General features: G+C 65.5%; 18 protein-coding genes. All 18 read right to left on the bottom strand.

All coding sequences use genetic code 11. The features are described from left to right. Positions 1-31 precede the first annotated feature (31 nt). Positions 32-352 (bottom strand): phage tail assembly protein, encoded by a 321-nt coding sequence (locus R2669_RS00265; protein WP_316897868.1) that lies wholly within the window; start codon positions 350-352, stop codon positions 32-34. A 22-nt stretch (positions 353-374) separates the two neighbouring features. Beyond that, a complete protein-coding gene (locus R2669_RS00260; RefSeq protein ID WP_316899024.1) occupies positions 375-878 on the bottom strand; it encodes a phage major tail tube protein in 504 nt (167 codons plus the stop codon). Between the two features lie 12 nt (positions 879-890). Next, positions 891-2,054: a phage tail sheath family protein gene (locus tag R2669_RS00255; RefSeq protein WP_316897866.1), complete on the bottom strand. Its 1,164-nt coding sequence runs from the start codon at positions 2,052-2,054 to the stop codon at positions 891-893. An 88-nt stretch (positions 2,055-2,142) separates the two neighbouring features. Next, the gene (locus R2669_RS00250) at positions 2,143-2,376 is read right to left on the bottom strand and encodes a hypothetical protein (RefSeq protein WP_147213656.1); all 234 of its coding nucleotides are present in this window, start codon (positions 2,374-2,376) and stop codon (positions 2,143-2,145) included. 102 nt (positions 2,377-2,478) lie between these two features. Next, positions 2,479-2,943, bottom strand: a complete 465-nt coding sequence (locus tag R2669_RS00245; RefSeq protein ID WP_316897864.1) for an XkdW family protein — start codon at positions 2,941-2,943, stop codon at positions 2,479-2,481. A gap of 11 nt (positions 2,944-2,954) precedes the next feature. Continuing rightward, the gene (locus R2669_RS00240; RefSeq protein WP_316897862.1) at positions 2,955-4,742 is read right to left on the bottom strand and encodes a phage tail protein; all 1,788 of its coding nucleotides are present in this window, start codon (positions 4,740-4,742) and stop codon (positions 2,955-2,957) included. Then, entirely contained in the window at positions 4,669-5,289 is a 621-nt protein-coding gene (locus R2669_RS00235) for a phage tail protein I (RefSeq protein ID WP_316897860.1), read from the bottom strand. Before R2669_RS00235 ends, R2669_RS00240 begins: the two co-directional genes overlap by 74 nt. Continuing rightward, a complete protein-coding gene (locus tag R2669_RS00230) occupies positions 5,282-6,169 on the bottom strand; it encodes a baseplate assembly protein (RefSeq protein ID WP_316897858.1) in 888 nt (295 codons plus the stop codon). Before R2669_RS00230 ends, R2669_RS00235 begins: the two co-directional genes overlap by 8 nt. Then, positions 6,166-6,483: a GPW/gp25 family protein gene (locus R2669_RS00225; protein ID WP_260800918.1), complete on the bottom strand. Its 318-nt coding sequence runs from the start codon at positions 6,481-6,483 to the stop codon at positions 6,166-6,168. Before R2669_RS00225 ends, R2669_RS00230 begins: the two co-directional genes overlap by 4 nt. Before the next feature lie 73 nt (positions 6,484-6,556). Further along, the gene (locus tag R2669_RS00220) at positions 6,557-7,240 is read right to left on the bottom strand and encodes a phage baseplate assembly protein V (RefSeq protein WP_316897855.1); all 684 of its coding nucleotides are present in this window, start codon (positions 7,238-7,240) and stop codon (positions 6,557-6,559) included. Further along, complete coding sequence (locus tag R2669_RS00215; protein ID WP_316897854.1) at positions 7,212-7,724, bottom strand: hypothetical protein; 513 nt, start codon at positions 7,722-7,724, stop codon at positions 7,212-7,214. Before R2669_RS00215 ends, R2669_RS00220 begins: the two co-directional genes overlap by 29 nt. Continuing rightward, positions 7,714-8,256 (bottom strand): phage tail protein, encoded by a 543-nt coding sequence (locus R2669_RS00210; RefSeq protein ID WP_316897852.1) that lies wholly within the window; start codon positions 8,254-8,256, stop codon positions 7,714-7,716. Before R2669_RS00210 ends, R2669_RS00215 begins: the two co-directional genes overlap by 11 nt. Beyond that, a complete protein-coding gene (locus R2669_RS00205) occupies positions 8,241-8,558 on the bottom strand; it encodes a head-tail joining protein (protein ID WP_316897850.1) in 318 nt (105 codons plus the stop codon). Before R2669_RS00205 ends, R2669_RS00210 begins: the two co-directional genes overlap by 16 nt. Before the next feature lies 1 nt (position 8,559). Then, positions 8,560-9,561: a major capsid protein gene (locus tag R2669_RS00200; RefSeq protein ID WP_316897849.1), complete on the bottom strand. Its 1,002-nt coding sequence runs from the start codon at positions 9,559-9,561 to the stop codon at positions 8,560-8,562. 29 nt (positions 9,562-9,590) lie between these two features. Further along, positions 9,591-9,926, bottom strand: coding sequence for a head decoration protein (locus R2669_RS00195; RefSeq protein ID WP_316897848.1), 336 nt, complete (start codon positions 9,924-9,926; stop codon positions 9,591-9,593). Between the two features lie 23 nt (positions 9,927-9,949). Beyond that, on the bottom strand, positions 9,950-11,053 hold the full coding sequence (locus R2669_RS00190; RefSeq protein ID WP_316897846.1) for a head maturation protease, ClpP-related: 1,104 nt from the start codon (positions 11,051-11,053) through the stop codon (positions 9,950-9,952). Next, positions 11,043-12,548 carry a phage portal protein gene (locus R2669_RS00185; protein WP_316897844.1) on the bottom strand — a complete coding sequence of 502 codons (1,506 nt, stop codon included), beginning with the start codon at positions 12,546-12,548 and terminating at the stop codon, positions 11,043-11,045. Before R2669_RS00185 ends, R2669_RS00190 begins: the two co-directional genes overlap by 11 nt. Then, on the bottom strand, positions 12,545-12,751 hold the full coding sequence (locus R2669_RS00180) for a phage head-tail joining protein (protein WP_147213642.1): 207 nt from the start codon (positions 12,749-12,751) through the stop codon (positions 12,545-12,547). The genes R2669_RS00185 and R2669_RS00180 overlap by 4 nt, the downstream gene beginning before the upstream one ends. Positions 12,752-12,755: the final 4 nt, after the last annotated feature.

Genomic DNA, 12,755 nt, shown 5'->3' with positions numbered 1-12,755 from the left:
GACCATGTCGTCGACCGTCATGGCGTCAATGTCACGCGGGCTGACGCCCATCGACAGCAGGCGCTTGGTCAGCCGCTTGATGTCCGGCATCGGTAGCCTCGCGGTCGGCCAGCAGCCGAAAGTAGCCGCGCTGCACGCGCTGGTAGTCGACATAGGTCAGGCCCTCGATGTCGTTCTGCCCGGCGGTGGCCAGCGACGCGAAGAGCAGGATCTCGCGCAGTTCTTCGTCGCCGCCCGACTGCTGGCCGGCGACGCGCATGTCGCGCACGGTGGGCTGGCGCAGCGTCAGCGCATCGACCTTGACGCCGTTGACGACGGCGGGAAACTTCAGCTTGATGGTGGTGGTTTGCATTGCGTGGTTCTCGTGTGGTGGCTTACAGGCCGATGGCGGCGCGCACTTCGGCGAGCTGGTCAACGCCGTCAATGACGCGCTTGCAGCCGAGCACGTCGATCTCGTGCCAGACGCGGCCGTCGATTTCGAGCTTGTAGTAATCGGCGCTGACGGAGTACTTGGATTCGGACTTCTCGCTCGGCTTCCACGAGCCGGGATCGACCTCGTAGAGCATGCCGCGCAGCACCAGCACGACGCTGCGGGTCTTGCCGTCTTTGGTGCGCAGTGCGCCACGGAAGGTGCCGTTGAAGGCGTTCTGGTCGGCCAGGCCAAACAGCTTGAGCACGGCGGTCGACAGCGTGACGAGCGAGAACGACGCTTCCATCGCCTCCATGCCCATGTCCAGCTTGACGGGCGCATCCATGCCGCCGGCACGATAGTCCTCGGTCTTGATCTTGAGCTTGGGCGGCGTCAGTTCGGACGCTTGGCCCGCGAGGTTCGTGCCATCCACGAACAGATTGAAGTTGTAGAGTGTCTCGGGTACCAACATGCACCTCCGTTATTTGGTGTCGAGCACTTCGGTCAGCCACTCGTTGGTGACCTCGAAGCGGAAGATCGGGTTTTCTGCCGGGATGACGTCGGTGAAGCGCACGTTCCACACGACGCGGCCCTGCTCGATCTGGCTGGCGGTGTTGAGCACCGGGTCGGCATAGACCTCGAAATTGATGAGCGCCCCGGCGTTGCGCTGATCGCGCATGAATGCCTGCAGCCCTTCGGTGACGTCGTGGACGTAGGTCTTCGTAATGCCACGGTCGACGGCCCATTTGTGACCGGCCTGCGCGGCATCCATGAGGATGTCCAGCGTGCGCACGCGCGTGACGAACGACCATTTCGGATCGGCGGACAACGTGCGGTTGCCCCACAGGCGGTAGCCGCCATCGCGAATGATGGTGGCGATGCGTGCCTCGTTGAGCAGGTTGGCGCGGCAGGTCGGATCGTTGTCGAGAAACTCGATGGGCCGACCGGTGCCGGTGATGCCGACGAATTCCTTGTTGGACGGCGATGCCCAGTAGCCGTACTCCGCATCGGTGTAGGCAAACAGCCCGGCCACGTAGGCGGATGCCGGTGCATCGACCTCCGCATTGGCTGCGGTATCCCACGTGCGCACGCCCGGATCGACCATGTAGAGGCGCTTGGAGCCGAAGTTGCGTGCATACGCGAGCGCGGCTTCGTCGGTGGTGTTCGGGCCGTCGATGATGCCGATGGCGCGCATCTTGGAGGCCAGCGCATCGACGGCCGTAGCGACGGGCTGGCGCGCGGTGAACTGCGGCGCGATCAGCAAACGCGGCTGCACGTTGAAGCGCGATTTGGCATCGAGCAGCGATTGCAGCCCCGTGCGCATGCCGGCGCCGGTCGTGCCGCCAATCACGCTTGACGTGAGCGCATCAGCATCGTCGGACTGCGCAACGCCGGTGGCGACGATGACCGCAGAGGTGCGGGTATAGATGGCGTTGATGGCGCGCGTGATGGCGCTGTCCTGGCCGAAAGCCTGCGCCGCCTCGCGCGGGTTGGTGATCTGCACCGGCACATCGGGCTGCGCGAGATCCGGCCCGGGGGTGTAGGTGTCGACGAGGCCGATGATGGACGACGATGGCACGGCGATCGGGCGCGGGCCGGTATCGACGATCGTGGTGGTGATGCCGTGGAAGAAGGAAGATGCCATGCGGCTCCTCGATGGAAAGTGGAAATGAAAAAGCCCCGCTCGGGGGCGGGGCTTGCTGCGTTACGGCAGGCAGGCGGCTGATGTCGACCTAGTCGATGTCGATATCAATGGCAAAGTGCTCGTCGTTCGGCACTTCGGCATGGAGCGTACGCACGACGTTTCCTGCGCTGTACACCGTGACGGTATGCGTGCCGGGTGTGACCTCTTGTTCCTTGCCGAAATCGACTCCGTTGTGGCCCCACCGCTTCGAGCCCACCGTGACGGCGGGGCCGACGAGATTCTCTTTGTTGTGCCCAATAAGCTTGACGACGACTTTAGTCATGATTGCTCCTCAACTGTTCTGCGTGAATGGATCGTCATGGCTGCGCGCCGATGACTCTCGTTACGGTAGGGAGCAGTGCGTCGGTTTCCTATGGAGCTTGCGTCATGTGTCGGAGGTCTGGGTCTCGGTGTTTTGGCCGTTGGAAGGCGACTGATCCGGCAGAGCATCGGGGATGTCCGGCCAGGTGAAATCGACGGGGAAGCCGGGTTGGTCCGGCACCTCGCGCAGCGCTTGGCGGTACTTACCGACCAGCTGGGCCTTGGTGGCGTCGCCGGAGTCCATCGCTTTGTAGAACATTGCGTCGGCCTGCTCGAGGCGACGGTCGCGTTCCTCTCGGGCTCGCTGGCCCAGCACGTGCGCCGTTGCTGCCTCCCCATACTGCTCCACCAGCGAGGCCACGTCTTCATCGGTAGGCTGGCCCTCTACGTGCCACGCGATGATGCGGGCGGGTGCAAGCTGCTCGCCTGAGTCCCGACTCATTTCCTGGCCAACCCAGAAGTCGACACCATGGGCGAGATTTGGGTACTTCTGCTGCAGGCAGAAGATCAGTTCATCATGGGTAATCATTGGCTGTACCTTCATTGGTTGCGCAGTTGCACTGCGCGCAGGTAATGCGTGTAGAAGCCGTTGCGCAGACCGACCAGTACATACGGGGCAGGCAAGTCGGCTTGGCCGGAACTTGAACCAGTGGAGACGCCGCCAAACTCTGTGATTTCAGTGTTCCACTGACAAATTGCCCCTGCACCCGCCTTGCCGCCGGCCAATCCCGTCAGGTAGGTGGAAAGCCACTGGCCCGCCCACGACATGTAGACGTTTCCGTTGCCGGCGAGGATGCCGCCACCACTGCCCGCGCGGATTGCTCCTTGCGCCTCCAGATCGCCATTGCCGTTGAAGGTGAACGCGTTGGCGCGGCCACCAACGTGCATGGAGATATAGGGGACGGTTGCATCGCTACCGCCTGCATAGCAATCAATTGCCGCCAGGTGCCGCATGCCCCACTGTGTCCAGCGAATGCCCATGTAGGCTGCTTGGTTCCACGGGCAATCGATCTGCAACGCCGGCGTCCGGTTGGCGTTCCACTCAACGAAGGCACCGCCGATGGAGTCCGTGCCATTCGCCGACACCTGCAGCGCATACCTGCCGTAGCCAACGCCAAAATTGAAGCCCCGCTGTGCCGCCAGCCAGCCGCCGTCTGTCGTTAGCGGGTTGGGCAGGTTGGCGGAATCCCATGGCGTTGCGCCGTTGAATGCTGGACGAGACGCAAAGTTGAACGTTCCAGACGCGTAGTCGATATAGAAGGGGCTGTGCTTGTAGCTGCCGTCTACGTTGTAGCCGCTGAGGAAGAGATTGCCGGATGGCCCCGCCATGTACAGGCGCCAGATGACGGTATCGCCGCCGAACTCCAGGAAGCCACGCCCGTCGTCGTTGTAGGCGGGCAGGTTGACGTTGGCCCGCGTCTTGAACAGATCGGCGACGATGCCGGCCGGCGTGGCCATGTTGCCGTTGCCGTCCATGGTGAATGCGCGGACGTACGTGGAGAACGAACCATCCTCGGCTGTATTCCGGTCAATGATGAGATGACCGCCGCTGGAGACGAGCCGGAACCGCCCAAGCGTGATTGGCTGTTGGGTATCGGTGAGTTGTAGCTCGACCGCTGGCCCCTTGAGGTTGATCGGGCCGGACACGTCGCCACCCAAGCGCGGCAACGCATCGGCCGCAATCTCGTGCACCTCGTCGACATGCCGGGACAGCGCCGCGACCGATTCCTTGGTTGCGTACCGCTTGTCCGCGTCACCTGTCACAGCCATGCGAACGGCAGTCACTTGCTCATCGACATACTCGCGCGTTGCCACGACCACGGCCGGGTCGATCTTCAGAACAATATTGCCCGCCGCCTTGTGGATCAGCATCATGCGGAAGAACTGCCCGCGCCCGGAGCCTTCGGCCAGGACCGGTTTGTAGCTGGGCGGCACGTTGGCCACCGCGAACAGCTCGCCATCTTCGTCGTACAGGCCCAGCTCGCGCGACCACCAGCCGCCCACCTCTTCGGGCAGGTAGACCTCGGCAATGACGATGCTGGGGTTCTTCTCATCGCGGACGAGGCGATTCAGTGGCCGGCGGTGTCGTTCGCGCACGAGTGCGCGTTGCGCGGCGCTGGGCATCACATCCGCATCCGCGCCGCCATCGATGCCGCCGTCACCCACGGCCATTTCGGTGAGCGGGACCATCTTGTTGGAGACCAGCGTGCGGGCCATCTTGGCCTCGCCCGTCTCCGTCAAAGTCGCAAAGTACTTAGCCATTCGATACCGTAGTGATTTCAACAACGTGGGCGGCCACCGCGATATGCGTGGCGCCTTCTGTGGCAATTGCCTCGGGCATGTACGGGTACACCGTTACGGTGTCACCCTCCAGGCAGGCGGCGTGGGTGCCGGCGTAACCGGCGATCTCTGCGCTGAGCGTGAGCCCTGTCAGGTGTCTTGATAGCGGCCGCACGTCGTCGACGATCTGCTCGATCTCGTCGTAGGTGGCTTCCGTCGCGCCCGTGGTCTCGATGCCGACGTCCAGGGAGAACGTGCCGCGCCTGCCCGGCGGCTGCGTTTGCCACCATTCCCGAACGGTCAGCCGGTAGCCCAGCGGCTCCAGCGCACGGCGTAACGCCCCTGCCGTGCCCTTGCGCTGGTGCACGGCAAACGCGTCTCGCACGACGCGGCGCTTGACCTCTTCCGGCCAGTTCGCGTTCCAGCGGTCCACGGAGCGGGCGCTCGCCAGGTATGGCAGCAGCGCCACGGGGCACGTGTCCGCATCCCACAGTTGATTCAGCGGGACGGGGGTATCGAGCAGCGTCAGGATGGTTTGCGCCAGCGCCCGCTCGAGCGGTGTGGCGTTGGCGGGCAGCAGCGTTTTGTCACTCATCCGCGCCCCCGACAACGACGTCGATGCCTGTGCAGTAGGACGCCTCTGTCAAGTCGACAATGATGTCTTCCGCTGGCTCGGTGACTTCCACGCGCTGCACGCCTGCCACGTGCGCCGCAGCAAAGATGGCCGAGCGGCGGACGTCCCGGCCGATACGGCGTTGCTCCTGCGCGTAGGCTTGCAGGCGTTCCCACGCGGCCGCGACCATGGGTTCGGCTTCGGGGCCCGGGTAGTGATAGAGCACGATGCGCAGCGGGTAACGGATGATGCGGGCGGCCTGCACGCTCAGACGGTCCGCCAGCGGGCGGACGTCTTCATCGCTCAACGCCTGCCGCACGCGCTCGACGAGCTCGTCAGAGGCGGTGCCGTCGCCTTCGTTGCTGAGCACGGAAACGATGACTTCCGCCGGCGCCGGCGAGATGGCGCGCGCGTCTGCCACGCGGCCGTCTGCAGCGCGTGCGTGTAGCTCATACGCGGCGCGCGGGCCAGCGACGGACAGGCGTTCGAATGCGCCCTGCGCGCGTGTGCGCAAGCTGGCCTCCGACTCCATGACGGGCGCGACCGGCGGGAACGCTTCCGGGTCGCCCGGCACGGCAACAAGCCGTTTCGTGTCCAGCCCGGCGGCCAGGTGTTCGAGATCGGCGCCGACAGCAAAGCCAAGCATGGTGGAACGCGCAGAGTCGTTCACATGGGCGCGCTGTTGTAGGTCGACGTACGCGAGCAGCTCGAGCAGCTTGACCACGGGGTCGGATTCCATGGTGGCCGACCACTCGGGACACAGCGACATGAAGGTCGCAAGGAGCCGCTGGTACGACGCCTCGAAGTCGAGTGGTTCGACAACGTCGGGCGGCGGCAGTGCGGACAGGTCGATTACGCTCATGACAGTACCTTCAGATCGACGGCCCGCTCGTTGTAGAGCCCGACAACACGCCAGGCCACTTTGCCGTCTTCGATGCCCTCCACACGCACGCGGGAGAGGCGTAGACGCGGCTCCCAACGCGTGATGGCGCGTGCGGCTTCGGCCTGCGCTGCAGCAACCCAGCCGCGCGTGATGGGCAGGTCAACGCGGTCGGGCAAATCGCTGCCGTAGTCAGGCCGCTCTCGGCGCGTGCCGCGCCGTGTGCTGAGGATGTCGGTCAGGCTTTGCAGCAGGTGGTCCATGCCCGAGAGCAGCGCGCCCGTGCGTCTGTTCATGCCGACGATGGCCACAGTGCCTCCAACGAAAAAAGGCGACACATGGCCGCCTTGCGATTGATGATTGGGAAACCTAGAACGGCTTGCCCACCGGGGCGCCGTCGCCCTGCTCCATGTGGGAGTGACCGCGCAGCGATATATCGCCAGCAACCACATCGTCGGTGGCCTGAATGCCGCCTTGAATGGCGACGGCGGTACCGCCCGCAGCGCCCTGCCCACTCAGCCCGCCCATGAACGCCAGCGCCTGTTCCACCAAGGCATTGCCGGTGAAGGTGGACGCCGGTACATCGGCGAGTAGTTGCGGCGCCTTCAGCTCGGCGCCGTCGCTGCGCAGCGTGAGCGATGTATCGCCGACCTGCAGGACAATTTGTCCGCCTGCCGGTACCGAGAGCCGGTATTCGTGCGCGGCGTGGTCGTAGTGCTCGCGGGCGCCGTCCGGGTAGTCGGAGGCTGTCACGTCCGCCGAATTGCCGTTCGCGCCGCCATGCTGGTCTGTGTAGAAGCCGGCCAGCACAAAGCCGCCTTCGAGGCAGCCTGATGGCGAGACGAGCAAGGCTTGTTCACCTGGCGACGGCGGGCGCCATTCGCGCACGGCGCCGGCGGCACGTGACCACCACGGCAGCCAGTCAGACGTCCAGTCAGCAACGGTGACGGTGCAGCGAGCGGCAGCGACGTCCACGGCCGCGATGACGCCGGCCTGCACGATGCAGGCTAGGCGCCGGTCGGTTTCACCCGCTTCGTAGCTCATGGTCGGCATTGGTGTGGCGCGGCTGGATGTCGAAATCGACGGTCGTGCCGCTGGTGTCTTCAAACGCCCATTCGGGCGGGCCGAGGTCGAACTCGTGTTTCCACTCGGCGGCGATGACGCTGTAGCCGTCGAGATCGGGCCGCATGCCGTCTGGGTGGAAGCCGTCGCTTTCGAGCTCGGCCATGGTGATGGGCAGGCCCCACGTCTGGTGGTGCAGAACCTTGATGAGCCGCGCGGCGAGTGCCCACATGGCGGCCTCGGCGTTCGGCTCGGTCGGATCGCCAACGACGCGCAGCTCGATCACGATGTTGATGGGCGGTTGGCCTGTGCCGGGGTCGGTGCCCGGGCGCAGCGCGCCGACGTACAGCAGGATGGCCGGCAGCGGCATGCTGTCTTCGATTTCAGGTGCCCAGCCGATGAGGGCGACGTCGGGGAATTGCGCTTTGAGGCGCGATTCAACGGCGTCGAACAGTTGCTGCAGATCAGCGAGCATGGCGGGTTGCCTTGAGGATTTCGTATTTCACTTCCTGCTCCAGAATGACCATGAGGCGTGCTTCGATATCGGCGGCGGCCTTGCTGAACGCTGCTTCGCCTTTGTCGGCCCAGTCGAGCTTGACACCCTCGATGGGCATGCGGCCCTTGCCGACGCGGCGGAAGACCTTGCCGTCGTTCTTGCTGCCGCGCTTGCTTCGGTAGATCCACGCGTTGTCGAACCGATGCCGGCCGACAGACACGCCGCGCCGCGTTTGGCGCGGGTTGCCGAGCCGGTGTGCCTCGACGGCGTTGAGGCCGAGCCAGACCTTGCCTTTGTCGGCGCTGCGCAGGAAGAAGTACAAGCGCTGGCGAACCAGTTTCTGCGCGATGTGCATCTCGGCTGAGACGTGCTTTGCGGTCTGGCCTTTCACCCAGTTGGCGCTCTTCTTCAAGGCGCGGCGCCAGGCGTTGCGCATGGCGTCTTTGCCAAGGCTTGCGAGCGGAGCCAGCGCTGCGGCAATGTCCAGCTCGGCCTTTAGCGTGACGGACATGGTTCTGGCCTCAGGACGAGTTTCGTGGTGCCGGAGCCGTCGGGCTGCACGTCGACAACGCTGAAGTGCTCGCCCAATGCCTGCAAGCGCGCACGCTGGCGGATGCCCGCCGCGTCGGCATCACGCAGGATCACGAACGGCTCGCGCAGGCCCGTGCGCTGGCCGCGCATGGTTTCCACGTCCAACCACGGCGAATAAAACATGCCCATGACCGGATCGGTGCGTCCTTCGATCTGGACTGCGTCCGAGAGCGTCTCGAACACGGCCTCGTCCAGGTCAGCAACGTTGTCCCGGAACGCCATATCAGGTGGCCTTGCCCGTCGAGGCCGACAGCTTGATCACGGCGCGCGGGCGCGTGCACAGGTGCAGCGGGTTGGACTGCGCTTCCAGTTCGACGGCCTTGCCGAACTTGCCGGCTTCCTGCTTGGCGTAGTACGGCAGGCCGTTGGTGTTGACGGCCTCCATGTAGTCCGCCGGCGCGAAACGGGTGATGAACAGTTCGGGCACGCCTTCGGGCACGGCGTAGGCTTCGTCGTCGCCGATGTAGCCGACACTGCCGACACGACCCCGATAGCGTTCCCATGTGACCCCGCCGAAGTCGAAGGTGTCGCTGGGATCGCCTCGCAGCGAAGCGGCCATCTGCGTATTGAGATACGTCTCGCGGATGTCCTTGGACGACATCAACTGCCGCCAGAAATTGCGTCCGCACAGGGCACGCACCCCCGTATGCGCGGTGGCGCCCAGTGAGTCTTCCACCATATCGAGCAATTCCAGCGTGGAGGAACGCACGTCACCGATGAGGATCGGCAGGCGCTGTTGCTGCAGGCCGAAGCGCTCGAACAGATCGACCAGGACGGACTTGCCGTCCGCGTCGAGAATTAGACCTTTGATCGCGCCGATGCGGTGGAACTCGTGCGTGGCATCGAGCTGGCGGCGCATCTTCCGCAGACGTTTGTTCACCACGGTCTGCAGGGCTTCGAGCTCGGTCTCTTCGCCGAACGCGCGCAGGTTTTGCACTTCGTCTGCCTTGATGGTGCCAATCTCCGGCAGGTGCACGGCGTTGAACGGAATGGTTTGTCGCTTGCTGCCGACGACAACTTGCCCGGGCGAGCCGCGCTCGGCCGAGGCGACGAGCTGCAGTGTCTCTCCGTCGCGCTCGATTTGCGCGGTGGTGACGGTCATGCCCTCCTCTTCGAACAGGCCGAGGGCGGCCAGCCGCGAGGGGGTTGTCTCCAGCTCGTTGATGCTGGCGGTGAGCGCCGTCATGGAAAAGGCGTCGTCATTGAACAGGGCCATATCAGCCATGGTGTTCTCCTGAATTCGGGGGTCTGTGCTTAGCGAACGGCGATGAAAGCCGCGAGCAGGTCGGTGCGGGCTTTGGCGTCAAGGCCGGTCAGGCGGGCTTCGGCCACTTCCGCCAGGCGCACGATGCCGGTGGCGCGGCGGACGGCTTCGGAGGCGCACAGCGGTGCGTAGAGGATGGCGGCGGCCTTGCCGTCTTCGGCGGTGCCGTACGGGACGTAGCCGGTGCCAGCGGCCGCGTGCTCGAGCAGTTGGCCGGCCGGCAGCGCGTCACCCGCGGCGACGGCGATCTGCTCACGCGAAAGGCTGCCCGGCGCTTCGGTCAGCAGGAATTCGGCGGTTTGTACGCCTTGTGTCTGGATCTGCATCTGGGTAACTCCAATGGGTGGCTTCAGGCGAACGCTGAAGCGGTTTTCTTGCGGCGGGCGCTGTAGATGCTCGGGCCGTGCGGGCCGGTCTTGCGCTCGGTGGTTTCCTGCCCTGCTACTGGCTGGCGGTTGGACAGGCCGGGCGTGGTGTTCGCCATGACGCGGTCGTACAGCCGGGCGCGTACTTGTTCGGCGGTCAGCCCGTCCGCGACGAACTGCGCGGTCAGTTCGGGCAGGCGCGCTGCGGTGCAGAGGCCGGCGATGTCTTTGGCGCGGGCGACAACGGCGTCGATGGCTTCGGTGCTGGCGAGCGCGCTGGACGCCACGACGGCCTCGGCCAGTTGCGGCAGGCCGGCGGTGCGGCACGCGGCAAAGGCGTGTTGCGCGAGCGCGCCAGCGTCGAGCGGTGGCGTGGTAGCGACCGGTGCCGCAGGTGGTGTGACTGGTGTTGCCGGTGCAGCGGCTTGCGGCGGCTCTGCCGGCGGGGCTTCGAGCGCTTTGAGCAACGCTTCGGGCGTGTGCTGGAACCGCGCGAGCAGCTCTTCGGTACGCACGGACGCCTGCAGCTTGACGGGCGCCTCGATCTGGTCGGCGAATCCGCGGTCCTTGGCCTCACTCGCCGTCATCCAGGTTTCTGCGTCCATCATGGCGACGATCTCGTCGTCGGTCAGGCCGCACTTGTTGCGGTAGGCGGCGACGATGCCGTCGCGCGTCTTGTCGAGCAGATCGGCGGTCTTGCGCATTTGCGCTGCGTCGCCGGCGGCAATGGTCCAGGCGTTGTGGATCATCATCATGGCGTTCTCCGGCATGACGATGGTGTCGCCGGCCATGACGACGAGCGAGGCGGCGGAGGCGGCAATGCCATCCACGCGCGCAGTCACCTTGCCGCTGTAGCGGCGCAGCGCGTTGTAGATGGCAAAGCCGTCGAACACATCGCCGCCGCCGGAATTGACGGCCACGATGATCTCGTCGGCGTCTTTCGCCACGGCGTCCAGCTCGTTGACGAACGCCTTGGCGGTGGTGCCCCAAAAGCCGATGTCGTCGTAGATGCGCAATTCCGCGACCGTCTTGCCGGCGGCGTTGCGTGCGGCCTTGAGGTCGTACCACTTCCTCTGTTTAGCTTTCATCGTTGGTCTGTTCCTGGTTGTCGGTCACGTTGCCGGCGCTGTCGCGCATGCGCGGATCAGAGTCGAAGACGAGGCCGAGCCGGTCTGCGCGTTCGAAGTCGGCCGCGTACTCGGCGTCAGTGGTTTCCGGGTCTTCGCCCTGCGCGAGGATCGTGGCCGAGCGGCTGGCCAGCCCCGCGCGGATGGCGATACGCTGGGCCTGCACGTCTTGCAGCGGGTTGATGTACGGCCAGCCTTGCGGCACCCAGCGCACGCGCTGATAGAGGCGCCGGTCCCGGTAGTAGTTGGGCATGGGCAACACACCCGACAGCGCGACTGCATCCGTCCAGGCGGCCCACACGGGGCGGCAGTACTGGTGGATGAAGACGTTCCACTGCAGCTGCTCGAGCTGGCGCCGGAACTCGCCGAGGATCACGCGCAGCGCGCGATCGCTGACGTCGCGAAGGTCGCCGGTGAGGACTTCGTACGGCAGACCCACCGATGCGGCAGCAGCCATGAGCTGCTGACGCATGAAGGGACCGTAGTCGGTGCCGGCGCCGGGCGGTTCGGCAAATTGCACTTCCTCGCCGGGAAGCAGTTCCTGCAGGGAGCCGGGCTCCATCGATGTCAGCGGCGTTCCGTCGACGTCCATGTCTGCCGGCTGATTTGTCAGCGGATCAAGGCGGCTGCCGGTAGGCGCTGGCCGGGTGATGAAGCCGGCGAAGAGGTTTGCCACCTCCTGCCGGACGAGCACAGCGTCGTCGAAGCTGTCGAGCGTGTGTAACCGCAAGAGCACGGTGGCAAGCGCCGAGCAGCCGCGCACCGCGCCCGGCCGCACTGGCTCGAATACGTGCTGGATCTCGGTGGCCGGCACACGCACCGTTCCCGCCTGCGTGGTCGCCCGCCCTATCTCGCCCGGGTGGCGACGGTGCAGGTGGTAGGCAACGCGATCTCCATCGCGGTCGAACTCGACGCCGGAGACGATCTCGCCGCCGTTGGGCAGCATCTGGTTCAGGTTGGCCGGCAGGTGGTCGGCTTCGAAAAGCTGCACCTGCAGCGGCACGCACAAACCACGTTCCGGGCGTCGCGGACGGGTGCGGTTCAGCACCTCTCCATCGGTGAACAGGGAGCGGGCGGCGAGCGTCTGCAGGCCGTAGAAGTCGAGCAGGCCATCGGCGTCGGCTTCCGGTACCCAGTCGCTCCAGAGCTCTTTGAGCGCCGTGCGCACTTCGAGATCCGGATGCATCGGGTGCGGGACGATGCCGGTGCCGATGGCGTTGGCCACGAGGCCGGCAATCGCCTTCTTTGCCCACGGGTCATTGCGGACGGCGCCACGGGCGCGGGTGCGGATGGTGCCGAGGTTTTGCGTGACCGAGGCGTTTGGCCCGGCGCTCGAGCTGCGCCACGCGCGACCGCGGCTGCCGGTGGTGCCGCCGGCCTCGTACGCCTGCGCCCGAACCGCCCGCTCCGCCGGCAAGACGAAACCAAGCTGGCCCAGCGCAGGGAAACGGGTCATGTGACCCCCTTGCCCGCCGAGCGCAGCCGGATCACGCGCGACGCCGGTGCGGCGTCTTCGAGGTTGCGGACGATCTCGCTGCGGATGCGCAGCATTTCGTCCACCGAGCGGTATCGGGCGCGCCGGTCCTGAAACTGAACCTCGAGCTCGCCCTTCACCAGTGCACGCTCGATGCGCTGGAGATCTTGCTGTGTGTAGGCCATGCGG

Origin of the sequence: Ralstonia edaphi, assembly GCF_958350185.1 — a bacterium.
GTDB classification, from domain to species: Bacteria; Pseudomonadota; Gammaproteobacteria; order Burkholderiales; family Burkholderiaceae; genus Ralstonia; species Ralstonia edaphi.
This window is presented reverse-complemented; position numbering and strand designations above follow the sequence as displayed.